This window comes from Nocardia citri, assembly GCF_054065835.1.
Genome location: NZ_JBSUQM010000001.1, coordinates 400,541 through 425,811 on the forward strand (window position 1 = coordinate 400,541; position 25,271 = coordinate 425,811).

Genomic DNA, 25,271 nt, shown 5'->3' on the forward strand with positions numbered 1-25,271 from the left:
GTAGGGGATATCCGTAGCGATTGCTTGCAGGTCGCTCGAAAAGGCCTGCAGACTGGAGTCCGATGACCGCCACCCTGTCCGCGCCGACCACCGGCGCCGCCACACGCACCCGCGGTTTCGTGCCCGCCCTGGAAGGTATGCGCGGCATGGCCGCACTCGGTGTGCTGCTGACCCACGTCGCATTCCAGACCGGCGCCGCGAATACGCCGGTGCTCGGCCGGATTTGGGAACGGTTCGATATGGCGGTCGCGGTGTTCTTCGCGCTGTCGGGCTTCCTGCTGTGGCGTCCCCATGCGGCGGTGGCGCGCGCACTGGGGAGCGCGCCACCGGTCGGCCATTACTTCCGGCATCGTGCGGCGCGCATTCTGCCCGCGTATTGGGTTGTGGTCGCCGCGGTACTGATCCTGGTGCCGAGCGCGGCCGATACCGCGGGCCTGCGGGTATGGGTGTCGAATCTGGCGTTGACGCAGGTATTCGTGCCGCTCACGCTCACCGACGGGCTCACCCAGATGTGGAGTCTGTCCGTCGAGGTGGCCTTCTATGTGGTGCTGCCGTTGCTCGCCTTCGCGGCGGTGCGGCTGCGTGGTGCCGCCGCGCGCTGGCGCATCCCCGCGATCCTGGCGCTCGCGGTGATGAGCCTCTGCTGGAACTTCCTTCCGGTGCCGACCCCCGACGCCATTCACGCCGACAACTGGCTGCCCGGATATCTGCCGTGGTTCGCGGGCGGCATATTGCTCGCCGAACTAGTCGAAAATAGAGAGCTGCCATCACCCCGGCTTCGGCTGCTCGCCAATCAGCCGGTGATGTGGAGTATCGCGCTGATCGCCTTCGTGATGTCGGCCACCGATCTGGGCGGCCCCGCCGGTCTCACGCGGGCCGAGCCATGGCAGTACGCGGCGAAGATGGGTTTCGGCGCGATCATCGGTTTCGCGCTGCTCGCGCCGCTGGTGCTGCGCCCGCCCGGCGCCCGTCCGCATCGCTGGTTGGAATCCGGGGCCGCCGCGATGATCGGCCGCTGGTCCTACGGCATCTTCCTCTGGCATCTCGCGGTGCTGTCGGTGGTGTTCCCGATTTTCGGGATCCTGCCCTTCAGCGGCGATTTCGGCAAGGTGCTCATCGCGACGATCGCGATCACCCTGCCGATCGCCGCCGCCAGCTATGCGCTCATCGAGGAACCGGCGCGTCGGTTCGCGCGCGATCGGGATCGGGCGAAGGCCGCGCGCTCGGCTACCTCTGCCACGCAAGCGCGCCACGAGACCGTTGGCTGACCGGATCCGGTCGAGGCTAGCAATCGCTTGAATTCCTCAACGAGGTTCGCCGCGCGCGGGCAGTGCGGCAATGCCGACGGCGATCACCGCGAGCAGTGCGGGTACTTGCACCCACAGTGAGCCGCCCATGTATCCGCTCGCGGAACGCCATGGGCCGGTGGACAGGGCTGCGGCCGAGGTCGCGGTACCGAGTCCCGCGACGGCGGCAAGGACTTTCGGTGTCATCCAGGTGGTGAACCGGGTGGTGGCGAGTGCGAGCACGGTCAGTACGGCGCCGACCGGTCCGGCGATGACTGTTGCGACAGCGGCGATTCCGAGCGCACCGAGAATGCGGTTGCCCCAGGTGGTCGGGAGGGATTCGCCGTCGACAGTTCGATCGGCTGCGTTCAAATCAGCGTCGGCGTCCGCGCTTACGCGTGAATTCGACTCCGGGCCAACGGCTGCCGAGGTACGGCGGCGGGGGATGGCGAGCAGGATCAGTGGGATCAGGAGGAGCAATCCGCCGAAGATGCCGAGGCGGTACCAGCGGTCGATGGGGAACGAAACGGTGATGGGGTTCGATCCAGCGGCGTAGTTGTCCGGGAGCAGCCAGCCTTGCTGCCAACCGTTGACTACAACCGGCTCGAGTGTGCTGCCGTCGGCGGTGCGCGCCTGCCAACCGACATTGGTACTGAGCGGCAGGACCAGCAGCTGCCCCGATCTCGTCGGCGCTGGCGCGGCGGCGAGGTCGAAATCGGTGCGGTTCAGGCGAAGCCGGTCGACGAAGAACAGATCTGTCGGTGCGACCGTCACATCCGCGCGCCCCGCGGCCACCGCGATCGAATCAGTGGATTCGAGTCCGGTATCGCCCGCATCCGGGTTGCGAGCCGCATGTGTACCGAGGGCGGCAGCCGAGCCTGCGTCGGCGGAACCGGGGCGCCCCGCATTCGCACTGCCGCCCGATTCGGGAGGAAGTTCCGAATCCGCGCAAACCCGAGCGGGAACCGGTGCACCAGAACGCAATTCATCAGCGGTCGCGGTGACGGAGGTATGCACGAAACGCCCACCGAGCGCGATCGTCGGCCCCTGCGCACACGGGACCGTGATCAGCCGATCCGGTGCGGCTGGCGCGGGGTAATCCGGGCCGAGTACCGACACCTCGGCGAGACCGGGCGGTTGTGGCTGGGCGAAACCGAGCGCGGTGCGGTCGAGTACCGGCCGCCAGGTCTGGATGCTCAGTTCGATGCGGTCGGTCACGGTGGGTTGCAGAGAGATTCGGGTCGATGTGCCCGGTTCGAGTTCGCGGACCTGTGGGCCGTTGCCGAGATTGACCGCGACCGACAGGGGCGCGGCGGGCAGCCCACCGAGCGACGGTGTCACATCGAGACCCGTCACCAGTGCCGGTTCGGGCAATTCCAGTGTGAGTGTCGGTTTGCCGCCCGCCAGATTTCGTACCGAATCCTCCGGTGCGGTCCAACTCGTCCGCGGATCCGCATCGGTCGCCGCGAAGGCAGAACCACGCAGGTCACCGACGTCTGCCTTACCCCGGGCGACGGGACGGGTATGGTCGGTGAGCAGCGCCTCGAGCGCCGGACCCTGCCGAGTCCGTACGGTCAGCTGGGGCGTGACAGTCAACGGCTCCGGCACCGACAGCGTGCGTTCGAATGTGCCGGGCTCTTCCGGTGCCAGCGCGAGTCCCTTACTGCACCGCACTCGGTCCGGCGCATCGAAACAGGCACTGCGCCCGGGGAATTCCTGACCGAGATCCCAGGCCCGCACCTGTGCGGCCGCCGGGGTGGGCGGCAGCACCGTCCGATGTCGAATATCGACCCGCACCGGCGCACTGCGGTCGGTGTAGTCATCCAGCGTCAGCTCGCTGATCCCGAATTGTCCACCGCGCGTTCCGTCTTCGGTGCGGATGGCGGTGATGGTGAGCCAATCGGTTTTGCCCGCGGGCAATGAAATCGATACCGGCCTGCCGGGTTCGGGAATCCGCGCGGACACACTCCCGTTCGTGGTCCGCACCTCCACCCATTTCACCGGATCGCCGATCGCGGCCGCACTGGTGGTCAACTGCAGCAGCCCGGCGCTGATCGGATGGTCGAGATCGAGCCGAAGCCATTGTCCCAGTGCGTGTTCGGCGCCATTGCTGATCCACGCGGTCGACGGATCACCGTCCACAACCGCGGCGGTCGAACTGCCGGGAGCGGATCCGCCCAACTGCGTGGCGTCGGCGGCGGAACTCGACGCGGTGACCGTCGCCCCCGACCATTCCCCGCGCACCAGTTCCGCACCGGGCACCGGATAGTCGGGCACCAGATTATGCGTGCGGCGCGCATCGTCGGGAGCGCGCAGCGCCGAATTGTGATTGTCCACCCGACCGAAGTCGGCCTCCCGGTCCATCGGCGTATCCGTCACGGTCAACGGCTCGATCGGCAGTCCGGCCGCCGCCGCATCGGCGGCGAGCAGCGTCGGTGCGGTTGTGCCATCGCGGCGCAACCGTTCCAGCACGTCGGGCCCACCCTGAACCGTCGCGACCGACGCCATGGGCACCGTAAAGGCACCTGGAAATGATGTCGGTGCCCCGGTGCCGCTGTGAATTTCGATGGGGACTCCGGCCGACTGCGCCTCGACCCGATAGATCTCGACCGCCGGATACGCGGGCCGCAGATCACCATCCGCGACCAGATCATCGGATATGACGGCCGTCACGATCGGGGGGCCGAATTCGGCCACCTTGTGCAATCCCGGCGATCCGTCGATCGCCTGATGTGCCAGCATCGGCCGCGTCGAACGCGAGGTATCCGGATCGAGATCATTGCGCATCACCAGAATTCCGATGCCCTGTGCGGCCAGCGTCGCGGCGAGGCCGGTCGAGGGTCTACCGTCGGCGATCAACCGCTGCACCGAATCCATGGCCCGGATGGTGCCCGGCGGATTCAGCGGCACCGCATCGCGAATCGCCCACGGCGTGCTCGCCAGCGCCTGCAGCGGCTCATCGCGGGTGAGCCCCCACACCTGACTGCCGAAGGGTGCGCCGGGCACAACCAGTGCTCGGGTGTCGGCGGCATTCTGGGACAACCACTGCGCGGTCTGCTTCCAGTACCCCGGCACCTCGTCATAGGCGCCGCGAGGCGCGAGCTTCGCGGTCCAGGCCAATGAGGTGGACACCGCGAGCGCGGTGAGTATCAAGGCGGTGACGGCGACCGACTTATCGCGGTCGGGATGTGCGAAGGCATTTCGCCACACCGGCATCGGGACGGATGCGGGTAACGGCACCTTGCGCAACAGATGAGCGAGACCGAGAACCAGCGGAATTCGGATCAGCGGTTCCAGCTTGTGCACATTGCGCAGCGGCGCACCTGCGGCATCCAGGAACACGCGCACCGAATCCGCGAACGGCCCGCTCAGCTCACCGACGAATCCGGCACAGATCCCGACCAGCCCGACGAGCAGGATCAGCGTGAGTCGCCCGCGATATGGCATGGACCGCATCGCCAAACCGGCCATACCCGCCGCCGCGAGTAATCCGGTGGCCAGCACCGCGGCGGGTTGAGTGACCAGTACCGCACCCGCGATCCGCTCCGGCGAGACGAACGGCGTCCAACTGTCGGTGCCGCGTAGCACCTCACCCAGCGATGCCCACTGTGTGGTCACCCCCGAGGATTCGATGTAGTCCAGGAATGGCGGACTCACCTTGCCGAGCAGTAGTAATGGCACCGCCCACCAGAAGGTGGCCAGCACGAGCAGCGGAATCCAGGCGCGGGTGAACCGCCACCAGCGTCGGTTCGGCCGATACGACGCCCACCACAGCAGCGCGGGCAGAAATGCGGCGACCGTCGCCACCGCATTGACCGCACCCATCAATGCCAAGGCCAGCGCGCTACCGGCCGGCGAGGCCGCACCGCCGCGCCGACTGCGATAGGCGGTGCTCAGCGCGGCGGGCGCGAGTAGCACCCACGGCGCGAGCACCATCGGCAGCGTCTCCGAGGAGATCGAACCGAGCGTGGTCAGCACCCGTGGGGACAGCGCGAATGCGGTCGCCGCCACGATCCTGGACCCGCGCGCGCCGATACCGAGCGTTTCGCAGAGCCGGACGATGCCCCAGAACCCGGCGAGCAGCAGCAATGCCCACCAGATCCGCTGGGTCACCCATGCGGGCAACCCGAGCACATGTCCGGCGGAGAAGAATGCGCCATGCGGAAAGAAGTACCCGTAGGCCTGGTTCTGCACCTGTCCCATCGGAGCCTGACTGCTCCACATATGAGCGGCGCGGGCGAGGAAACCCAGCGGATTCTGCGCCAGGTCGTATTTGGTGTCGGCGACCGTCAGGCCGGGCGCCTGGAGGAAGGTGAGCAGGAACGCCGCGACCACGGTCCCGATGAACCAGCCGCGGCCCAGCGCGGCGCGGTCGTGCTCAGACGCCGCATCGGAGGAGCCGCGCGAGCCGGTAGGGGAGGCCGGGGGCTGGGATGGATCGGCGGTTCTCCGAGGCCGCTGCGTGGTCACGCTGCGCTACCGCCCCCGCGGGCGGCGCTCGCCTCGTGGCGGATCAGCGGCTGCCGTACTCGACATTGTTGAGTAGCGAGGACGTGGAGTCGGAGCGCTCGATATTCGGCCGCGTGTTCTGCTGCACTGCCATCGTGACGACGAACACCGCGATCGCGCCCAACACGGCGCCGGCGACCGCACTCGCAACACCAGGGACAGCAAACTTCATCGCGGCACTCCAATACATTGATGCAGGCATATTTTGGGCCAACCTAGCAGGGCCGCGCGCGATCACCTACGTTCAGGCCATCGATGGCGGAAACGAATAGCGGGGCGGGCTCGGTCAGCTCGGGATGGCGCAGTGCAAACTGCCGAGTATGGTGCGTAACTTGGCGGTGGTCTCGTCCAGTTCGGCCTGCGGATCCGATGCCGCCACGATGCCGCCGCCCGCGAAGGCGCGGATCCCGCGACCGTCGGCGGCGATTTCCGCGCTGCGAATGGCGACCACCCATTCGCCGTCGCCGTAGGCATCGCACCAGCCGACCGCCCCGCCGTAGAAGCCGCGTTCCTCTTCTCTGTGCGCGATTGTGTCGAGGGCTAGGTCGGTCGGCGTGCCACAGACCGCGGGGGTGGGGTGCAGCCGGATCGCCAGGTCGAGTGCGGTCGTCGCGGGATCGCGCAGGCGGCCGGTGATCGGGGTGGCCAGATGCCAGACCTCGTGCGTATTGATCAGCTGCGGGCCGTCCGGGATGGTGAGTTCCGCGCATACCGGCGCGAGCACCTCCCGAATCCACTCGATGACGAACGCGTGCTCGTCACGATTTTTGGTACTGGCCAGCAACTCTCGCGCCTGTGCGGCATCGGCGTCCGGATCGGCGAGGCGCGGCAGCGTGCCGGCGAGCGGATGCAGCGTGACGGTCGCGCCATGCCGCGCGACCAGTACCTCCGGGGTGGCACCTACCAGCGTCGCACCGGGTCGACCCGCGGCCGTCAGGTCGACCGCGAAAACATTCGCATGCGGATGCCTGGTCAACAGATGACCCGCGACCACCTCCGGCTCCAGCGCGCTATCGGCTTCGGCCAGCACCGATCGAGCCGCCACTACCTTGCGCAATGGCTGCGCCGGATCGTTCAGCTGCTCGACCAATTTCGTCACCCGCGCGACATGCTCTGCTGGACTCGGCATTTCGGCAATGACTCGAACGGCGGGCAGGTCCGGCAGCGCCGCGGGCCGCCACGGCCCGACCGTACGCCGTGCCTGCTCGGGCACGCTCAGCGCGGCCGGATGGCGGGGATCGAACGGCAGCGCCCCGACGATCAGCTCGGCAGTCGCATCCCGCAGCGCCGCCACCGCCCGCGCCGCCTCGTCGAAGGCGACCCGGGTCCCCGACGCGCGGATCACCCCACCGGGCTGGGCGAGCAAGAAACCGTTCATGATCCCTCGACCCTAACCCCGCATACCCGGAGCAGAGCTACCCGAGCGACTCAAATCTCAGCGCCGCGGTTCCCTACCAGGCGGAACCATGAGCACCGGACGGTGGCAATGTTTGAGTACGGCATCGGCGACACTGCTGTGCATCAGCGCTCGAATACCGGTGGCGCCGCGCGTACCCGCCACGATGATGTCGACGTCCAGATCGTCGGCGGTTGCGACGATGGCGTTCCAGATCGTCGACGTGCATTCCGCGGTGCGCGCCTCGGCATTCAGACCGGCGAGTTTGGCCAGGCGCACGCCTTCGATATTGATATTGCGGGCGTCGACATAGGCGACGTCCTCGATCTCTTCGTCGGGCACCCATTCCGGCTGCATCACCCCGGAGAGTCCGGACAGCCGAGCGGCCTGGCGCACCATCGGTTCCCAGGCGGTGAGGACCACCGCTCTGTTCGCCGCGAGGAATCGACCGGCGTATTCGATGGCCCGCTTGGCATTTTCGGAACCGTCATAGGCGATGAGCATGAGATCGCACGGCACGATGACCTCCATTCGGGAGCCACATGGCTATGTAACGAGATTACTCCGGACAGCTGCTTTCCGACGTATTGCCGCGCGCGGATAATCTGCGGGAGCGAATTGAACGGAAAAAACCGACTGGGCGACACGGACCAGGAGCGGATATGTCGGATGCGAACGAACCGGTGTTCTTCGGCAGGCACGAGATCGACCCGCGGACCCTGCTGTTCTATGAATGGCGGCAGCGGCTCGAGTCGGGTTATCCGGTAGCCGAGTTCGAGTCCGAGGTGCGCGCATTGGCGGCCGCCGATCGGGTCGAACCGGCCGAATGCTGGGCGGTTTTCGATCGACTCGAAAGCGTCGAACGCGATCCCGGCTGGGGTTATGACGAATCCGGAACCGTGGCACCGCCGTCGGTAATGCGGTCGGTCGCGCCGATGCCCGAGCTGTTCGAGCGGATCCATGGTGGTTGGCTCGGGCGCTGCGTCGGTTGCACACTCGGTAAGCCACTGGAAAACGGATTCGTCTGGACGCCCGCGCGTATCCGTGCCTATCTCGAACGGGCCCGTGCCTATCCGCTGACCGACTATGTGCCCGCATTGTTGCCGCCGTCGCCGGAATATCCGTTGAATCCGAGCTGGCCGGTCTCGGCGAAGGGCCGCATAGATGGCGCACCGCGCGATGACGATGTCGACTACACGGTACTGGGGTTGCACCTATTGGAAACGTGTGGAGCGAATTTCACGCTATCCGATGTCGCGAATGCCTGGCTGACTTATCTGCCATTTCTGCAGACCTATACCGCGGAGCGGGTCGCCTACCGCAATCTGATCGCCGGTCGGAAACCGCCGCAGGTTGCCCGGTATCGAAATCCCTACCGCGAGTGGATCGGTGCGATGATTCGCGCGGATATCTACGGTTACGTCAACCCGGGTAATCCGGCAGGCGCCGCCGAACTCGCCGCCCGTGATGCCGGGCTCTCGCATATCGGCAACGGTATATATGCGGCGATGTGGGCTGCCGCGCTGGTCGCCGCGGCCTTCACCGCTGTCGGTATATCGGATGCGCTGTCCATTGCCCAACAATGTATTCCGGGACGTTCGAGGCTGCGCGTCGCAGTGGCCGAAGTGATCGCCGACCATGACGCCGGCATGTCATGGGAGCAGGCCATCGAAGCCATTCACCGCCGCCACGATCACTACAACTGGGTGCACGCCATTCCGAACGCCTGCCTCGTCACCGCCGGTTTACTCTGGGGCGCAGGCGATTTCACCCGCACTATCGCGCTCACCGTACAGGGCGGTTGCGATACCGACTCCAATGGCGCGACGGCGGGATCGGTCGCGGGAATCCGGGCCGGCGACCGCGGCATCCCGACCCACTGGACCGACCCGCTGCACGACAGACTGCACAGCGCGGTCTTCGGCCAGGACGGTAGCAGCATTTCCGGCCTGGCCCGCCGGACGCGGCGTCTGGTCGCTAGCCGGACCTGAGTCGTACCCGCCGGAGCTGGCCGATTACCGTGGACGGTATGCGGAAGACGCCGCTCGTCCTGCTCGCAATCCTCGCCGCCGTCGCGACGGCGTGCTCGAACGGCGATTCGAGCCCCGTGCCGTCGCACTCCACGACTGCCGGCCCGATCACCGGTTCCGTGGCTCCCGCCACCACAGCCGTGAAGGGCGACTGCGGTGCCGACTTTCTCGCGAAGCTCACCACGCGCGAGAAGTTGGCCCAGCTGCTGACCGTCGGTGTCACCGGTGCCGACGACGCCACCAACGTGGTGCGCAATTCGCAGGTCGGCGGGATCTTCGTCGGTGGCTGGACCGATAAGTCGTTACTTGCCGATGGCCTGATCAAGCAGGTCAAGGCCGTGGCCAAGGTGCCGCTGATGGTGACCATCGATGAGGAGGGTGGCCGGGTCTCCCGGGCCAAGGATCTGATCGGCCCGGTACCGTCGGCCCGGGTGACCGCCCAGACCATGACCGCGGACCAGTTCCACGACGCGACCGTCACCCGCGGTCGCGCGCTGAAGGATCTGGGGGTCACGGTGGACTTCGCACCGGACACCGATGTGAGCAGTCAACCCGACGACTCCGTCATCGGTGACCGGTCCTTCTCCGACGACCCCGCGGTCGTCACCGAATACGCGGGCGCCTACATCCGCGCCATGAACGAGGTCGGCGTCGGCACGGTGATGAAGCACTTCCCGGGCCACGGCTCCGGATCGGGTGATTCGCACACCGGCGCGGTCCGCACCCCGCCACTCGACCAGCTCAAGACGGTCGATCTCGTGCCGTTCCGCGATCTGATCGACTCCGGTGCCGCTGTCATGGTCGGTCACCTCGATGTGCCCGGCCTGACCACCCCCGATGTCCCTGCCAGCATCAGCCCGCAGGCCATGGCGTTGCTGCGCGATGGCACCGGCTACGGCGCGGCCCCGTTCCAGGGGCCGATCTTCACCGACGATCTCGGCGGTATGGCCGCCATCACCAGCCGGATGAGCATCGAGGACGCGGTCGAGGCGGCGTTGGTCGCCGGTGCCGATAATGCCCTGTGGATCACTACCGATGCGGTGCCGCGGGTGCTGGATCGCCTCGAGCAGGCGGTATCGAGTGGACGCCTGGCTGCGGACCGGGTCGACGCATCGGTGCTGCGGATGGCGCGATACAAGGGCGCGTTGCCGTCATGCTGACGGTTTACCTTTTTCGGCGACCTGCAAGCCGTCGCTAGCGGCTGTCGCCTTATCGCCGGGTAGCCGTAGTATCGCTCTGCTGAACAGCTGGGTCGGCGAATCCAAGGACATCGCGGTCCGAGGGAGCGCCGATAGTTCGCTGAACCTATGAACGCGCAATCCGACCCGCCGAACTTACCTTGGAGTAATATAAGAGGTTCACCATGCGGCAGGAGAGTGATGGCGGGCGGAACGAAGCGACTTCCTCGCGCGGTTCGTGAGCAGCAGATGCTCGACGCCGCGGTCGAGGTGTTCTCGCGTAAGGGGTTCCACGACACCTCGATGGATGCCATCGCCGCCGAGGCGAAAATCTCCAAGCCGATGCTGTACCTGTACTACGGCTCCAAGGATGAACTTTTCCGGGCCTGCATCCAGCGCGAGGGACTGCGCTTCATCGAATCGGTCGCGCCCGCGGGCAATCCGCAACTCTCCCCGCACGAACAGGTCCGCACGGCACTCGAGGGTTTCCTCGGATTCGTCGACCGCAACCGCAACTCCTGGCAGGTGCTCTATCGCCAGGCGATCGGCCAGCAAGCCTTCGCCTCGGAAATCGAGAACGCCCGCGAGCGCGTCATCGAACTGACCGCCAAACTCCTCGAATCCAGCGCCAAACATGCCGAACCCGGTACCAACTTCGACATTGTCGCCGTGGCAGTTATCGGTGCGGGCGAGGCCATTGCCGACCAGGTGTCCAGCGGGCGTATCGAAGTCGGCGAGGCAGTCGACCTGCTGGACGACCTCGCCTGGCGTGGTCTCGCCGGGCGCAAGAAGGTGGAGTAGCGCCCGACCCCGCCGCGCCCCGTCGGGCTCGGTGCCGCGCATCGAATGCTCGCTCGCATGCGTGTTCGCGCGCTAATTCGTATGTGACGGACGACCCCGTGCGCCGCGGGACCGGCCCGGCTTGCGGCGGTGTTAACGGGCTGCCAGAGTGCGGGAGATCAAGAGAGTGGACCGGCGTAGTGGTCGGGGAACGGGGCGGAATTGTTCGGGATGTTGCGGCCGTGTTCGCATGGGGCCGAGAAATACGGGATCGATCCGGGCCAATGGCGTACGCACATGTGTGGGCTGTGTCTGGGGTTGCGGGATGGGCACGGGCAGTTGGCGCGGGCGGCGACCAATACCGATGCGATCCTCCTGAGTATGCTGACCGAGGCCCAGTTGCCCGGCCCGGTCGGGCGGACCACGGCGGGGCCGTGCGCGCTGCGCGGCATGCGTCGCGCCGAGGTGGCGAGTGCGGATTCCCCGGGCGTAGTGCTGGCTGCCACCGCGTCACTGTTATTGGGAGCGGCCAAGATTCGCGATCATGTCGACGATGGTGACGGCTCGGTACTCACCCGCCGTCCGATGACGAAGGTATCGAACCGCTGGGCCGACCGCGCTCGATCACAGGCTGCCCTGATCGGTCTCGATGTGGAACCGCTTGTCGCCGCGATCAATTCGCAGTCACACCTGGAAGCTCTTGCCTTGGCCGGTGCCGATCCCTCGGGTCCGGCTGAACCGGGAGCGCGGGGCTTGCTCGGCGGTAGGCCCGAGATATCGGAAAATGCCTCTCGCGCAATCTCTCTCGATGAGTTGACCGCGCCGACGCAGCTCTGCGCCGCGGAATTCTTCGCGCACACCGCGGTTCTGGCCGACCGTCGGGAGAATGTCGCCGCTTTACGCGAGGCCGGCCTGCATTTCGGGCGGATCGCGCATCTCGCCGATGCCGTCGAGGACTTCGACGCCGACCGCACCCGCGGCCGCTTCAATCCGCTCGCGGCCACCGGCACGAGCATGCCCGAGGCCTACGATCTACTGCGGCAATCGGATTCGCAGTTGCGCCGAGCGGTCGCGCAGACGAAGCTGGACCAGGTCGCCACCGTCCGCTGGATGCTGCTCGATCCACTGCACGTACTGGTGCGCAGAGTCGGCCGCGGCCTCGGCGCGTCCGGTCACGCCTGTAGCACGTCCCGGCACACCGCGACGATGCAGTATCCGATGCCGCCGGGTACCGGATTCGACAGGCCGCCCCGTCGCCCCGGCATCGGCGAGGCACTGGCATTGGTGCTCGGCGTCTACTGCACCGGATACGCCTGCTGCGCCGACCACACCAACCCGTGCAGCGGTCAGCGCAAAGAGGCCTGGATCAAGAGCTGCGACTGCGACGACTGCTGCGATGGTTGCGACTGCTGCGGCAACTGCTGCGACTGTGACGGCTGCTGCTGCGACGGCTGCGGTTGCGACTGCTGAGTCCCGACCAGCCCCGCAGCCAATACTGCGCGCCTTCTGCCGCGCCGCGGACCGAGTTGCCCGGCGATTCACTGCGCGGGAGGAGAATTCGTGCGCCGCAGCCGAATCGGCCTGATGAGCCGCGTGAACAGCGAAACCGCACCCCGATCCGGGGTGCGGTTTCGGCCGAGATCCGAAATCAGCGCAGGGTGGCCGTCAGATGCGGATACCCCTTCTTCGGGTGCAGCAGCGCCAGGTCCCAACCGCCGGCGATCTGGTCGGCGTACACGTTCACCGTGGACGGCAGGAGAATCGGCTTGCCGAATTTGACCGTGTAGCTTGCCTTTTCGGGAATCCGCCCTTCGACATTCGAGAGGATGTTCGCGGCCGACCACATGCCGTGCGCGATCGCCTTCGGGAAGCCGAAGGCCTTGGCGCCCAATGTCGAAGTGTGGATCGGGTTGTGGTCACCGGAGGCGGCCGCATATCGGGTGATCGTCTGCTGATCTACCCGAACCGTCCGCATCGGCGGCGGCGGAACCTCTTCCGGCTTCGGCTCACCCTTCGGTTCACCCGAGAGCGAGGTGCGCTGCTGGTGCAAGAAGGTGGTGACCTGACGCCACACCAGCTCCCGGCCGACCTTCACTTCGGTGATCGCGTCCACCAGCAGCCCCTTCGGGTGTTCGCGCAGATTCTCGATATGCGTGGTGAAGTCCAGCGGCTCGCTCACCGAGATCTCGCGATTGCGCTCGATCAGATTCTGCGCGTGCACTGCACCCACCGCGACGAACGGAAAGTCCCGTGCCACCACGAGTCGCATCGCCAGCGGGAAGCTGAGGATGAACGGGTAGGTCAGCGGCAGCGAGTCGCCGAAGCGCAGTCCGGTCGCCCGGCAGTAGGCGGCCAGGTGATCCGGATCCACGCGTAGGCCCGTCAACCGGACGACGCGGTCGGGCAATGTCGATTTGCGTGCCGAGACCAGCGGCACCGGCACCGCACCAAGCGCGGCCTTGACGAAAAGGCTACTGTTCTTGGGAGGTTCGGTGAGCGTGATCGTCTCGGTCATCATGCCCCGATCAGGCTCTGACCGCAGACCCGAACCACATTGCCGCTCACCGCATTCGAAGCCGGGCTGGCGAAGTAGGCGATGGTCTCGGCCACGTCGATGGTCTGTCCGCCCTGCAGCAGCGAGCTCATCAGCCGACCCGCCTCGCGGGTGGCCAGCGGAATGGCCGCGGTCATGGCGGTTTCGATGAAGCCGGGCGCGACGGCATTGATGGTGATGCCCTTCTCGGCCAGCTTCGGCGCCTCGGCTTGCACCATGCCGATGACCCCGGCCTTGGAGGCGCCATAGTTGGTCTGGCCGCGGTTGCCCGCGATGCCCGCGATGGAGGACACGTCGATAACGCGACCGCCTTCCTTCAATGCGCCATGCGCCACCAGACCCTCGGTAATGCGGTGCGGCGCGGCGAGATTGACGTTGATGACCGACTTCCAGCGGCCCTCGTCCATATTGGCGAGTAGCTTGTCGCGGGTGATACCGGCGTTGTGCACGATGATGTCGATGCCGCCGAAGCGCTCGGTGGCGAATTCCGCCAGCTTCTGCGCGGCGTCCGGTGCGGTCACGTCGAGCGCGAGCGCGGTGCCGCCGACCTTGTTGGCGGTGGCCGAAAGGGCCTCACCGGCGGCCGGGATATCGGCGACGATCACGGTCGCGCCATCGCGGGCGAATATTTCGGCGATGGTCGCGCCGATGCCGCGCGCGGCACCGGTCACCACGGCGACCTTGCCGTCGAGCGGCTTGTCCCAGGCGGCCGGGGCCACCGCGTCGGCCTTGCCGACCCGGATGACCTGTCCGTCGACGAATGCCGACTTGGCCGAAAGCAGGAAGCGCAGTGTGGATTCCAGACCGGACGCGGTGGCGGGGGCCTGCGGGTGCAGGTAGACCAGCTGGGCGGTGGCGCCGCGCCGCAGCTCCTTGGCGACGCTGCGGGTGAAGCCCTCGAGTGCGCGCTGGGCGATCTGCTCGTCCACGCCCGCGGTCAGTTCGGGGGTGGTGCCGATGACGACGATGCGACCGGAGGCCATGATGCTGCGCATGGCGGGCTGGAAGAACTCGAACAGCTGCGCGAGATCCTCGACCGTGCCGATGCCGGTCGCGTCGAAGACCAGCGCGCCGTACTTCTGACCCGAGGCGGGCGCGTCGGCGAAGGTGTAGTCCGACAGCAGGGTGCGCACCGGTTCGGCGACCCGGCCTTTGCCGCCCAGCAGTACCGGACCAGGCAGCGGCGGCTCACCGGCCTGGTAGCGACGCAGGTGCTCCGGCTGCGGCAGTCCCAACTTGCCGGCCAGGAACTGGCCGGGCGCGGAGCGCACGAACGATCCGTAGAGGTTGGGCGCACTCTTGCTCTTGCTTGCTGCCACTGTTCCACCCTTTTCTGTGTCTCGTATGTCGTGGTTCGGCCCGTGCGCTGCCGAATGGTCTGCTCGCTCGCTACCTCCCCGGCGCGAATTACGCGGACTTGCCAGGTGTGGTGTCGACAACAAACTTACTCCAGAGTAAGTTTAAAGTAAACCAACCGCGACGGGGCGTCGATCTGCGCGGATACGTCCGCGCCGAGCGACCCACCGGGCACCCGACGAGACCTTGGAGACTCGAGTGACAACCACAGCCCGTTCACCGAAGAGCACGGCGAAGAAGGGCCCACGCCCGGTTGCGATCGTGGGTGGCAACCGGATTCCCTTCGCCCGCTCCGACAAGGCCTACGCCCACGCCTCGAATCAGGACATGTTCACCGCCGCGCTGGACGGTCTGGTGAGCCGGTTCGGCCTGCAGGGCGAGCGCCTCGGCATGGTGGCCGGCGGCGCGGTGCTCAAGCGCGTCGGCGAGCACGGCTTGATCCGCGAAAGCGTGCTCGGCAGCAGGCTCAGCCCATACACCCCGGCCCACGACCTCCAATTGGCCTGCGGCACCGGTCTGCAGGCGATCGTCACCGTCGGTGACGCGATCGCCGCCGGTCGCATCGATGCCGGTATCGGCGGTGGCACCGACACCACCTCCGATGCCCCGATCGGGGTCAGCGAGGCCATGCGCGAGTGGATGCTCGACGCCAACCGCGCCAAGAGCAATAAGGACCGCCTCAAGCTCGTCGGTCAGCTGCGCCCCGCCATGCTCGGCATCGAAATCCCGCGCAATGCCGAACCGCGCACCGGTCTGTCCATGGGTGAGCATGCCGCCATCACCGCCAAGGAATTCGGCATCGCGCGCGAGGCTCAGGACGAACTGGCCTACCTGTCGCACAAGAATATGGCCGCCGCCTACGACCGCGGCTTCTTCGACGATCTGGTCACCCCGTTCCTCGGCCTGACCCGCGATGACAATCTGCGTCCCGGTTCGACCATCGAGAAGCTGGCCACACTGAAGCCGGTGTTCGGCACCACACTGGGCGATGCCACCATGACCGCCGGAAACTCCACCCCGCTCACCGACGGCGCCTCCGCCGTGCTGCTGTCCAGTGTGGAATGGGCCACCGAGCGGAATCTGCCCGTGCTCGCCCATTTGGTCGACTCCGAGGTCGCCGCCGTCGATTACATCCACGGCCCCGACGGCCTGCTGATGGCGCCCACCTACGCGGTGCCGCGCCTGCTGGCCCGAAACGGCCTGTCCCTGCAGGACTTCGACTACTACGAGATCCACGAGGCCTTCGCCTCCGTGGTACTGGCCACCCTGCAGGCGTGGGAGTCGGATAAGTACTGCAAGGAGCGCCTCGGCCTGGACGGCGCGCTCGGTTCGATCGATCGCGGCAAGCTCAATGTCAACGGTTCCTCACTCGCCGCGGGCCATCCGTTCGCCGCGACCGGCGGGCGCATCGTCGCCTCGGCCGCGAAGATGTTGGCGGAGAAGGGATCCGGCCGTGCGCTGATCTCCATCTGTGCTGCCGGCGGTCAGGGCGTCGTGGCGATCCTGGAACGCTGAGCGCTCCCGCCTCTCCGGATATTCAGGCGCCAGGTTTTCAAGTGCGCCGACGGTGGCGTTGGCGGCCGGCGGGTAGGTGGTGGCTGGGTCAGCCCGTACCCGATGAGGTACCGACGTGCCCTCCACATGCATCGCCGCAGGTCATCGTCCGGACTGTGCCGGGTGACCTGCGGCGATTCGCCATTTATTCGTCAAAGATCATCCAGACGTCGTCGCAGGGCTGTTGGCCTCGCGCCCGATCACCGTTTCCGTGCGGGACCGGCTACGTATAAATCCGCGGCCGGGTCGGCGGTCGTAGGCTCTTGTGTGTCCGGGAATCGGTAATCAGGAAGTTCCGGTCCCAGCTGCTCGGCATCGTTGATCCGCGATGCCGAGCGCGCGGCTCAGTCCTCATCGGCCGGCTTGTCGCGGTGGAAGAAGCCTGGCCGTAGGTCGGGTTCCGGGGGATCGAAGTAGCGGTGGAAGGTGGGGGTGAGACCGGAGGACAGGGGTGGATTGATCCAGGTCCAGTCGGTCGGGCAGCGGCGGCCGGCGGCCTCCTCGCGCCGGACGTGCTCACAGAACAAGCGGGCGGCGGTGTGGTGGTCCACGATGCGCACGCCGTCCCGGCGGAAGCTGTGCAGTACAGCGCGATTCAGTTCGATCAGGGCCTGGTCGCGCCACAGAGTGTACTCGCCGGCGCGGTCGAGGTTCATGCGGTCGGCGATGTGCGGCAGCATGTCGTAGCGGTCGATGTCGCTGAGGTTGCGGGCGCCGATCTCGGCGCCCATGTACCAGCCGTTGAACGGGGCGAAAGGGTAGGTGACACCCCCGATCTCGAGGTTCATATTCGAAATCGCCGGTAGTGCATGCCATTTCAGGTTCAGATCGGTGAACCAATCGAAATCGGGGTGCTCGATCGAGACCTCGTGGACCAGTTCGGACGGTACCTCGAACCAGTGCACCGCGCCTTCCGGGGTCTGGATCAGCAGTGGGAGAACGTCATAGGGCGTGCCGGCCCCGCGCCAGCCGAGCCGCTGCGCGATGTCGGTGGTCCGGGCGTTGGCCGGATCACCCAGCACTCCGCCGGCGGCGGTGCGGTATCCGGCGTAGCGGATCAATTGGTCGTTGAGGATGCGGAATTCGCGGCCGGTCGCGTCGCGGGCCGGGCCGACGGTGATCATGCTGCGGATGGCGCCGCCGTTGGTCGCCTCGCGCAGATGCTGCCAGCACGCCTCGGCGAGCTCGGCGGCCGACCGGGCGTGCCGGACGTCCAGCAGCGTCAGTGCCCGCCAGAAGTTCCGGCCTACACAGCGAGCGTGGCTGCGCCAGGCGAGTTGTGCGCCCAGGAGCAGTTCCGACGACGTATGGGTGTAGGTGCCGGTCCGGCGCAACTCTTCGAGGGCCTCACGGCGGCGGCTCGGCGGTGTGTCGGCCAGTTCTGGCAGAGCAAAGAATTCTTCGCAGTCGCGGAGCCGCCGAGCCGAATCTTCGGCGCAGGGTGCGGGGTGCTCGATGTCTGGGGACAGGGCGGATTTCATGGGCAGCTCCGGTCGTACCTAGGGCGCAGCGCTGTTCACCGATCGCCGGGCAGTGCGGCGATTCGGGCGAAGATACGCTTTCGAAATATTGCTCACAAGCGGTGTTGGATCGCTGTGAGGACGTGCCAGCCAACGATAACCGGTCCCCGCGGGGTGTCCATCGGGGCGATGGAAAGTTCGGCCGGGCATTACCTTTCGGCAATGTCCGACGCTTTCTCGCAACGTATCCCGGGATGCCGCGCACGACGAGCGGCCGGAGCCGGATCGACCGTCCAGGCCGGATCCGGGCGAGGGATCGACGTCAGGGGTGCGGTCGCGGTGGAATGCCGACCCATCAACTCACTTCGACCAACCACGCCATATGGCTAACATCAACTGGAACAATGAATTACGCCGAATCACGTCGGAATGGCGCGGGACGTGAGCAAAGGGTGGTCGAGCGATTCCTCCTCAGAGGCAGCCTGTCTCGTGGACTGTGCCGTGGTGTCATGCCGCGAGGTCATGCTGAACGAGCCTCACCATCACAACCTGGTTGACCCTCTAGCCCGCGGCGGTTTCCGACTCGACGCCGCTGAAACACCGTAAGTTCGCAGCGGAACAGCTTCAATCCGGGTGAATCTACGGGAGACCCCCGGAATTCCGAAGCTGGCCCCAGCCGCAAAGTAGCGTCTGTTCGCTGGTCGGAGTCCGGTCCGCTGGGATACGGCGGAGCTGGACTTCGTCGGCTCAGATGCCGCTGATCCGCAGCGGCTTGATGACGAACATGACCCGCACCTGGTCGCGGCCGCCATACCACGGGTACGGCCCGCCGAGATAGCGCTGGGCAAGCTCCTCGATGTGCTCGGCCGCGCCCTCTTTCCGCACCTCCTGAACGCGCCCACGCACCTGGAAGTACCGCCGATGCTGCGCGGGATCGGTGATCGTCAGCGCCACCCGGGGATCTCGCTGAATGTTCTTCGTCTTCACGTGCGTGAGCACACTGTTGATCAGCACGTGCTCACCATCCGTGTCCACCCAGGTCTGAGTGACCTGCGGCGACCCGTCCCGCATAGTCGTGGCCAGATAGCACAGCACGGGCTGCTGTAGCAGCTTGACGAGGTCTTCAGGCATCTTCACGTGCAGTACTCTATGAGCTCCGAGAGTGTCGGGCTGTCGGCATTCACTGCACGGCAGGAGTTCCGGGGCGTATCGGCGCGGGTTCTCGGATCCGGGCGGTTCGGGGCCGGCGTGGACATCGTCGTCCTACTGCGCGGGCAGCTCGTGGTGGCCGCCGAACGCCTTACGCATGGCCGAGAGCATTTTGTCCGCGTACAGTGCCTCGCCGCGCGAGGAGAACCGCGCGAACAGCGCCGCCGCGAGGACCGGCGCGGGGACGCCGATATCGATCGCGGCGTCGAGGGTCCAGCGGCCCTCACCGGAGTCCGATACCCGGCCGTCGAAGGATTGCAGGGTCGGATCGGCGTAGAGCTCGCTCGCGGTGAGATCCAGCAACCACGAGGCGACCACCGAACCGCGCCGCCACACCTCGGTCACCTCGGGCACATCGATGTCGTATCGATACCACTCGGGATGGTCGAGCGGGGTCTCCTCGGCGGAAGCCCGCGCATCGTGGGTCGCGCCGATATCGGCCTTGTGCAGAATGTTGAGCCCCTCGGCGTAGGCGGCCATCGCGCCGTATTCGATGCCGTTGTGCACCATCTTCACGAAATGGCCCGCACCGGCCGGCCCGCAGTGCAGATAGCCCTGTTCGGCTGGTGACGGCTCGCCCGTGCGGCCCGGCGTCCGCTCGGCCGCCTCGACCCCGGGTGCGATGGACTTCAGCAGCGGATCCAGATGCGCCACCGGCTCGGCCTCGCCACCGATCATCAGGCAGAAGCCTCGGTCCAGTCCGAACACTCCGCCGGAGGTACCGATATCCACGTAGTGGATGCCCTTGGGGTGCAGCGCGGCGGCCCGCGCGATGTCGTCGTGGTAGCGGCTGTTGCCGCCGTCGATGATGATGTCGCCTGGCTCGAGCAGTTCGGCCACCTGGTCGATCATCTGGCCGGTCACCGCGGCCGGGATCATCACCCAGACCACGCGCGGGATCTCCAGTCGGGACACGAAGTCCCGCAGGTCGGTGCAGCCCCGGAAACCATCGCTGCCCAGTTCGGCGGCGAGGGTGCCGATCATTTTGGGTCTGCGCTCGTACCCGACGGCGGTATGTCCGTCCTTGACGATCCGGCGCACGATATTGCCGCCCATCCGACCTAGGCCGATCATTCCCAGCTGCATTCCATCCATCTCCCTAGTCGCGTGGAGCCGTGGTGGGAAGGAGTTCAGCTCGATTGTCCCGCGCATGTGTAACACGCGGTGCACCGCAGCGATAAACGGGTTGGCTCCGCGTAGTTGCCAGACCCCCGACCCGGCGACTATGCGGGGCCCTTCCGTGTGTGACGCGGTCCGATGCGCCGGATCTACTGTCCGGACCATGTCGGTGCGGATCGTTATCGTTGGCGGGGCTCGCACCGTGGGAGTTCCTTGACAATCGACGGGGAGGACGGTTCGTGACGAGCGAATCGAGTATCGGGCGAGCTGGCCGACACGAAGGCGGCCAGGTCGGACTACGACAGTTCCTCGATTCGGCGCGATCCGCCACACCGCGGCAGCCACCGCCGCCGCGCACAGTCCCGCAGCAGGCGCCGGGCCCGGATCAGACGCCGCACCCGCCCTGGCCGCGGGCGGCGCAACAGGCGGCGACGCGACATCAGTCGGCGGACACACCGCAGCAGACCCTGTCCGGACCTCAGTCATCGGAGTGGGCCGGGGATTGCGCGCGCACCGAGCCGTTGCGGAAATCTCCGCGGTCCGAGGCAACCGAGTCCACCGGGCGCCGACCACGGCTTCGCGCATCCGAACAGCCGGACAGGCCGAGCGGGCTGAGATCGCCCATCGCCAAACGCATGGGCGTCGGCGTCGGCGCGTTTATCGTGGTATGCGGCCTGGCTTACATTGTGGACCTGGTACTTTCGTCGGGTCATGTCCCGCGTGGCGTCGTTGTGGCCGGAATCGATATCGGCGGTAAGGACACCGCGGCCGCGGCGGCCGAACTGCGCAGCGCGGTGGATCCGCGCGTCGACCAGCAACTGCCACTGCAGATCGGCGACGTGCAGACCAGGCTCACCCCCAAAACCGCTGGGCTGGCGGCGGATTGGGATGCCACCTGGGCCCGTATCGGCGGCCAGCCGCTCAATCCGATCACCCGGTTGACTTCGCTGTTCGTCACCCATACCGTGCCGGTCGCGAGCACCGTCGATGACAACGCACTAGATGCCCAGCTCACCGCCCTGCGCGTGCACGACCGCGCGACCGTCGAGGGCACCATCGCCTTCGACGGCGCCCGCCCGGTCGCCGTGCCGCCGGTACCCGGTCGCATCCTCGATGTGCCGAGCGCGCGCACCGCGGTCATCGAAAACTGGTATCTCGGTGCGCTGCTCGATCTTCCGGAGACCGCCGCGCCCATTGCCGTGCGTGCCGAAGCGGTCGAGCAGGCCCTGCACACCATCGCCGAACCGGCGGTGAGCGCGCCGATTGTCTTCGCGGGCAAGAACAATGCCGTGGGTAAGTTGGAGCCGGAGCAGATCGCTTCCATCATGTCCTTCGCCCCCGATGGCCACGGCGGTCTCGCCGCGACCTTCAAACAGGATCTCGCACTCGGGGTGCTCGGCCCGCAACTCGCGCCGTCCGAGGTCGAGGCCAAGGATGCGACCTTCGCCGTGACCGGGTCGAACCCGACGGTGGTTCCGGCCGTGGTCGGCGACAAGATCAATTGGGCGAAGACGCTGGAGCAGTTGCCGAATCTCATCGTCGCCCCGCAGGTGCGCACCGCGCAGGCCGTCTACGAAAAGGTCGATCCCAAGCTCACCACCGAGGCCGCCAATGCACTCGGCGTCACCGAGGTGATGGGTCAATTCACCACCAGTGGCTTCAGCGGTCCGTCCGGTGTGAATATCCGCGTGGTCGCCGAGAAGGTGAACGGCGCGCTCGTCAAGCCGGGAGAAACCTTCTCGCTCAACGACTTCACCGGTCCCCGCGGCACCGCCGAGGGGTATGTCGAATCCGGCATTATCGACCACGGTCGCCCGAGCACCGCGGTCGGCGGCGGCATCAGCCAATTCGCGACAACCCTCTACAACGCCGCCTATTTCGCCGGTATGGAGGACGCCGGTCACACCGAGCACAGCTACTACATTTCCCGCTATCCGGCGGCACGCGAGGCCACCGTCTTCGACGGCGTCATCGACCTCAAATTCCGCAATAACAGCCAGTCCGGCGTCTACATCGAAACATCGACCACCGACGCCGAGGTCACGGTCCGACTCTGGGGCACCAAGACGGTGAACGTCGAATCCATCACCGGCGAGAAGACCAAGCCCACCGAGCCCAGCGAGATCAATCTCCCGAAAGGCAAGGACTGCATCGCCACCGAAGGTGCACCGGGCTTCACCATCTCCGATACCCGAGTCATCACCGACCGCAAAACCGGCCGGCAGATTTCGCGCTCCACGCGGACGGTGAAATACGACCCGGTGCCGGTCGTGAAATGCGAGTAGGCAACTCCTACAACGGGGTTCGCATCAGCAGCACGTTGTACTGGTTCCATACCGAGAGCAAGAAGTACAGGTCACTACCGGTCTGATACGGGAAGATCATCGGCGCGTAGGCGCTCGGTAGTGCGGGACCGTCGACGAGCACCTCCGGCTCGCTCCACGGTCCTTCCGGCGCCGATGCGGTGCGCAGCACTACCGAATTCCGGGAATCAGTGGTCAGCATGATGAATTTGCCGAGATGCTCGTTCCACCGCACCGACAGCTCGCTGACATCTCCCACGATCGGTGTGGCGTCCTTGGCTTCGGGCTTCCACTGCTTGCCGTCCCAGTACTCGTAGCGATCGAGCTCGGCGATATCGGATTCTTTTGCCCGCGAGATGAATCCGGGATTCAGCCGACCGGCCGGGGTGCCGTAGCGGTAGACATAACCGGCGTCCTTCAGGAACGCGTTCTGCTGAAAGTTCTGATGTCCGTCCACATTCGCGCGCCGGGTCGTGGTCAGTGGGGTCCAGGTCTGCCCGCCGTCACCGGAGGCGGCGAGGGTGGAGAAGTTGGTCGACCATTTGCCATGCTCACCCCATTCACGCACCGACATCAGGCTCATGTATTGCACACCGCCGACCGAAATGCCCGCTGTCGGAATGAGACTGATCTCGATACCCGGAATCTTCGGGCTGGGCAGCGGATTGGTCACGGCTCCCTCGAAGGAGATCCCCTGCGACGGATCCTTGGTCGAGCTGTGGAAAAGCACCTGGCTGTTCCAGGCGAAGACACTGCCGACGAGCAGGTTGGGCAAACCCAGGCCCGCACTGTCGCCGAAGGCGGTGATCATCCGGCCGTTGCCGTCGTCCCACATGACGCCGAGGTCGGTACCGAGCACGTTGACGTTCTGGGTGCGATTGGGGCTGTCCAGACCGGTCATCTGGAAGACCGCCTGGGTCCGTCCGGGTAAGTGCGGCAGGCCACGTGGCTGTCCGTTGATGCCGGGGATGGGATTGATGCCGGGAATGGGAATCAAGAGGTTCGGATCGGCGGCGGCCGGTCCGGCCAGCCCGATAGCGAGTGCGGCGGAGAGTACACCGGCTCTGGTGAACGCGGACAGCGATCGGTTCATCCGGACGATCCCTTCTTGCGCGCGGTCTGCCCGGTCATTGTGCCCGGTTTCGTGATCTCTGTCCGGCGCCCGCGTAGTAGAGGTCGGCGTGTGATCATCGCTACACTGGGAGCACCAGGAGATGGGGGCTTCACAAGGGGCTGGCCTGCCACCGCAGGCGAGGCGCACACCGATCGTCGAATGCAACAGCGTTGGCGATGGCTCAACGGTCGCTCGTAACGGCAGCTGTTCGATACATCCAGCACGATTTCGTGAACGCTAGGGGGTGGCTCCATGGGTGACAGTCGCGCGATACTTCGTAGTTGGTGGCGCGATCCGGCGCATTACAGCTGGTTCGTGCGTACTCTCGAATCCCATTCCGGGCTGCGCCTGATCAAGGCGATCATCGGTGCGGGTGGTGCGTTGATGCTCGTGATCAACATCCTGATCTGGATGTCGCCCGCCGGTCCGAGTGGACCCGCTGGCCGCACCATCTTCGCGGCGGCCGGTGCGACCGCCGCGGTCTGGACGATCCGCTGGTGGCTTTTCCCATGGCCCCGCGCCCTCACCTCACTCGCCATGTTGATCTGGGCGGATCTCGCGATCACGGCATCGTGCCTGGTCGACAGCGATCGGGTGTACGGCGCACTGAGTGCGATGCTGCTCGTGGTCACCGGCGCCTACATCACGTTCTTCCACAGCCCGAAGGCGCTCGCCGCGCACGCCGGGTGGTCGCTGCTCACGGTGGGTGCGCTGGCCGTATTGCTGGTGGCCGATGCGCAGCGCGACGATCTCGCGCTGGCCGGTGCGATGGTGTTGATCATGGTCGCGGCCATCGTCGTCGTGCTGCCCGCGCTGCAATTCTGCTATTGGGTGCTGCGCGTCGATGTGCTTTCCGACCCGCTGACCACACTGCTGAATCGCCGCGGACTCGACTATTACCTGCACCGCTCCCGGTACCAGGAGCAACTGTGCATCATCACCCTCGACCTCGACAGCTTCAAGGCGGTAAACGACACCTTCGGCCACACCATCGGTGACGAGGTGCTGGCCTCGACTGCCGGGCGGTTGCGCGCCGCAGCCGATTCCGATGCCGTGGTCGCCCGGACGGGCGGGGAAGAATTCGCGGTGGTCGTTCACTTGGATCGCGTGGCGGCGCTGGGTCTGGGCGAGCGATTGCGCCAGGCCGTCGCGGAGACCTCCGGCATACCCGTCACCGTCACGGCCAGTGTGGGTGTCGCGGTATGTGACGGCCGCGCGGACGCTGGACGGCCGCGGTTGCTGCTGCGGTGTGCTGACGCCGCGATGTATCGGGCGAAACGGCTGGGCGGCAATACCGTTGTGCTGGCCGAAGATCCGGAACAGCCGACGATCCAGCTCATCGAGCCCACCCTGGAGATGGTGCGCCGCATCGAATAACACCAGCGGCCCCGGAAAATCCGGGGCCGCTGTGTGCGAAATCTCT

The 25,271-nt window shown here is 66.4% G+C and carries 18 protein-coding genes; 8 read left to right on the top strand and 10 right to left on the bottom strand.

Annotation, left to right across the window (positions count from 1 at the left end):
* Positions 1-62 precede the first annotated feature (62 nt).
* On the top strand, positions 63-1,268 hold the full coding sequence (locus ACW2Q0_RS01970; protein WP_457185433.1) for an acyltransferase family protein: 1,206 nt from the start codon (positions 63-65) through the stop codon (positions 1,266-1,268).
* Positions 1,269-1,304: 36 nt separating this feature from the next.
* Here ACW2Q0_RS01970 and ACW2Q0_RS01975 read toward each other — a convergent pair whose 3' ends face one another.
* From ACW2Q0_RS01975 to ACW2Q0_RS01990, 4 genes are all read right to left on the bottom strand, one after another.
* Positions 1,305-5,648, bottom strand: a complete 4,344-nt coding sequence (locus tag ACW2Q0_RS01975) for an alpha-(1->3)-arabinofuranosyltransferase domain-containing protein (RefSeq protein ID WP_457186071.1) — start codon at positions 5,646-5,648, stop codon at positions 1,305-1,307.
* A gap of 151 nt (positions 5,649-5,799) precedes the next feature.
* Entirely contained in the window at positions 5,800-5,967 is a 168-nt protein-coding gene (locus ACW2Q0_RS01980) for a DUF2613 domain-containing protein (RefSeq protein ID WP_457185435.1), read from the bottom strand.
* Positions 5,968-6,081: 114 nt separating this feature from the next.
* Entirely contained in the window at positions 6,082-7,173 is a 1,092-nt protein-coding gene (locus ACW2Q0_RS01985; RefSeq protein WP_457185437.1) for an isochorismate synthase, read from the bottom strand.
* 57 nt (positions 7,174-7,230) lie between these two features.
* Positions 7,231-7,710, bottom strand: coding sequence for a universal stress protein (locus ACW2Q0_RS01990; protein ID WP_457185439.1), 480 nt, complete (start codon positions 7,708-7,710; stop codon positions 7,231-7,233).
* A gap of 143 nt (positions 7,711-7,853) precedes the next feature.
* Here ACW2Q0_RS01990 and ACW2Q0_RS01995 point away from each other — a divergent pair, with 143 nt between their 5' ends.
* The 4 genes from ACW2Q0_RS01995 (at position 7,854) to ACW2Q0_RS02010 (ending at position 12,649) form a co-directional block, all read left to right on the top strand.
* Positions 7,854-9,182, top strand: a complete 1,329-nt coding sequence (locus ACW2Q0_RS01995; RefSeq protein ID WP_457185441.1) for an ADP-ribosylglycohydrolase family protein — start codon at positions 7,854-7,856, stop codon at positions 9,180-9,182.
* Positions 9,183-9,220: 38 nt separating this feature from the next.
* On the top strand, positions 9,221-10,381 hold the full coding sequence (locus ACW2Q0_RS02000; protein WP_457185443.1) for a glycoside hydrolase family 3 N-terminal domain-containing protein: 1,161 nt from the start codon (positions 9,221-9,223) through the stop codon (positions 10,379-10,381).
* A 219-nt stretch (positions 10,382-10,600) separates the two neighbouring features.
* Complete coding sequence (locus tag ACW2Q0_RS02005; RefSeq protein ID WP_457185445.1) at positions 10,601-11,200, top strand: TetR/AcrR family transcriptional regulator; 600 nt, start codon at positions 10,601-10,603, stop codon at positions 11,198-11,200.
* Positions 11,201-11,410: 210 nt separating this feature from the next.
* The gene (locus ACW2Q0_RS02010) at positions 11,411-12,649 is read left to right on the top strand and encodes a DUF5685 family protein (RefSeq protein ID WP_457186073.1); all 1,239 of its coding nucleotides are present in this window, start codon (positions 11,411-11,413) and stop codon (positions 12,647-12,649) included.
* 178 nt (positions 12,650-12,827) lie between these two features.
* Here ACW2Q0_RS02010 and ACW2Q0_RS02015 read toward each other — a convergent pair whose 3' ends face one another.
* Positions 12,828-13,694 carry a MaoC/PaaZ C-terminal domain-containing protein gene (locus ACW2Q0_RS02015; protein WP_457186075.1) on the bottom strand — a complete coding sequence of 289 codons (867 nt, stop codon included), beginning with the start codon at positions 13,692-13,694 and terminating at the stop codon, positions 12,828-12,830.
* A complete protein-coding gene (locus ACW2Q0_RS02020) occupies positions 13,694-15,052 on the bottom strand; it encodes a 3-oxoacyl-ACP reductase (RefSeq protein ID WP_457185447.1) in 1,359 nt (452 codons plus the stop codon). Before ACW2Q0_RS02020 ends, ACW2Q0_RS02015 begins: the two co-directional genes overlap by 1 nt.
* 235 nt (positions 15,053-15,287) lie before the next feature.
* Here ACW2Q0_RS02020 and ACW2Q0_RS02025 point away from each other — a divergent pair, with 235 nt between their 5' ends.
* Entirely contained in the window at positions 15,288-16,604 is a 1,317-nt protein-coding gene (locus ACW2Q0_RS02025; RefSeq protein WP_457185449.1) for an acetyl-CoA C-acetyltransferase, read from the top strand.
* Between the two features lie 383 nt (positions 16,605-16,987).
* Here the strand turns inward: ACW2Q0_RS02025 and ACW2Q0_RS02030 are convergent, their stop codons facing one another.
* The 3 genes from ACW2Q0_RS02030 to gnd all read right to left on the bottom strand — a co-directional run bounded on the left by ACW2Q0_RS02030 (position 16,988) and on the right by gnd (position 20,398).
* Positions 16,988-18,124 (bottom strand): nitric oxide synthase oxygenase, encoded by a 1,137-nt coding sequence (locus ACW2Q0_RS02030; protein ID WP_457185451.1) that lies wholly within the window; start codon positions 18,122-18,124, stop codon positions 16,988-16,990.
* 726 nt (positions 18,125-18,850) lie between these two features.
* Positions 18,851-19,234 (bottom strand): TIGR03618 family F420-dependent PPOX class oxidoreductase, encoded by a 384-nt coding sequence (locus ACW2Q0_RS02035; protein WP_457186077.1) that lies wholly within the window; start codon positions 19,232-19,234, stop codon positions 18,851-18,853.
* Positions 19,235-19,366: 132 nt separating this feature from the next.
* A complete protein-coding gene (gene gnd / locus ACW2Q0_RS02040; RefSeq protein ID WP_457185453.1) occupies positions 19,367-20,398 on the bottom strand; it encodes a phosphogluconate dehydrogenase (NAD(+)-dependent, decarboxylating) in 1,032 nt (343 codons plus the stop codon).
* A gap of 668 nt (positions 20,399-21,066) precedes the next feature.
* Between gnd and ACW2Q0_RS02045 the strand changes: the two genes are divergently transcribed.
* Positions 21,067-22,716, top strand: a complete 1,650-nt coding sequence (locus ACW2Q0_RS02045; RefSeq protein ID WP_457185455.1) for a VanW family protein — start codon at positions 21,067-21,069, stop codon at positions 22,714-22,716.
* 7 nt (positions 22,717-22,723) lie between these two features.
* Here the strand turns inward: ACW2Q0_RS02045 and ACW2Q0_RS02050 are convergent, their stop codons facing one another.
* The gene (locus ACW2Q0_RS02050; RefSeq protein WP_457185457.1) at positions 22,724-23,827 is read right to left on the bottom strand and encodes a DUF4185 domain-containing protein; all 1,104 of its coding nucleotides are present in this window, start codon (positions 23,825-23,827) and stop codon (positions 22,724-22,726) included.
* Between the two features lie 273 nt (positions 23,828-24,100).
* On the opposite strand from ACW2Q0_RS02050, the gene ACW2Q0_RS02055 reads away from it, so the two are divergent.
* On the top strand, positions 24,101-25,225 hold the full coding sequence (locus tag ACW2Q0_RS02055) for a diguanylate cyclase (protein ID WP_457185459.1): 1,125 nt from the start codon (positions 24,101-24,103) through the stop codon (positions 25,223-25,225).
* Positions 25,226-25,271: the final 46 nt, after the last annotated feature.

Coding starts and splice junctions, on each gene's coding strand:
- ACW2Q0_RS01985 (WP_457185437.1), bottom strand. CDS start 7,173: ATGAACGGTTTCTTGCTCGCCCAGCCCGGTGGGGTGATCCGCGCGTCG.
- ACW2Q0_RS02045 (WP_457185455.1), top strand. CDS start 21,067: ATGGGCGTCGGCGTCGGCGCGTTTATCGTGGTATGCGGCCTGGCTTAC.
- ACW2Q0_RS01970 (WP_457185433.1), top strand. CDS start 63: ATGACCGCCACCCTGTCCGCGCCGACCACCGGCGCCGCCACACGCACC.
- gnd (WP_457185453.1), bottom strand. CDS start 20,398: ATGCAGCTGGGAATGATCGGCCTAGGTCGGATGGGCGGCAATATCGTG.
- ACW2Q0_RS02050 (WP_457185457.1), bottom strand. CDS start 23,827: ATGAACCGATCGCTGTCCGCGTTCACCAGAGCCGGTGTACTCTCCGCC.
- ACW2Q0_RS02055 (WP_457185459.1), top strand. CDS start 24,101: ATGGGTGACAGTCGCGCGATACTTCGTAGTTGGTGGCGCGATCCGGCG.
- ACW2Q0_RS02030 (WP_457185451.1), bottom strand. CDS start 18,124: ATGAAATCCGCCCTGTCCCCAGACATCGAGCACCCCGCACCCTGCGCC.
- ACW2Q0_RS01980 (WP_457185435.1), bottom strand. CDS start 5,967: ATGAAGTTTGCTGTCCCTGGTGTTGCGAGTGCGGTCGCCGGCGCCGTG.
- ACW2Q0_RS02015 (WP_457186075.1), bottom strand. CDS start 13,694: ATGACCGAGACGATCACGCTCACCGAACCTCCCAAGAACAGTAGCCTT.
- ACW2Q0_RS01995 (WP_457185441.1), top strand. CDS start 7,854: ATGTCGGATGCGAACGAACCGGTGTTCTTCGGCAGGCACGAGATCGAC.
- ACW2Q0_RS02010 (WP_457186073.1), top strand. CDS start 11,411: ATGTTGCGGCCGTGTTCGCATGGGGCCGAGAAATACGGGATCGATCCG.
- ACW2Q0_RS02000 (WP_457185443.1), top strand. CDS start 9,221: ATGCGGAAGACGCCGCTCGTCCTGCTCGCAATCCTCGCCGCCGTCGCG.
- ACW2Q0_RS02005 (WP_457185445.1), top strand. CDS start 10,601: ATGGCGGGCGGAACGAAGCGACTTCCTCGCGCGGTTCGTGAGCAGCAG.
- ACW2Q0_RS02035 (WP_457186077.1), bottom strand. CDS start 19,234: ATGCCTGAAGACCTCGTCAAGCTGCTACAGCAGCCCGTGCTGTGCTAT.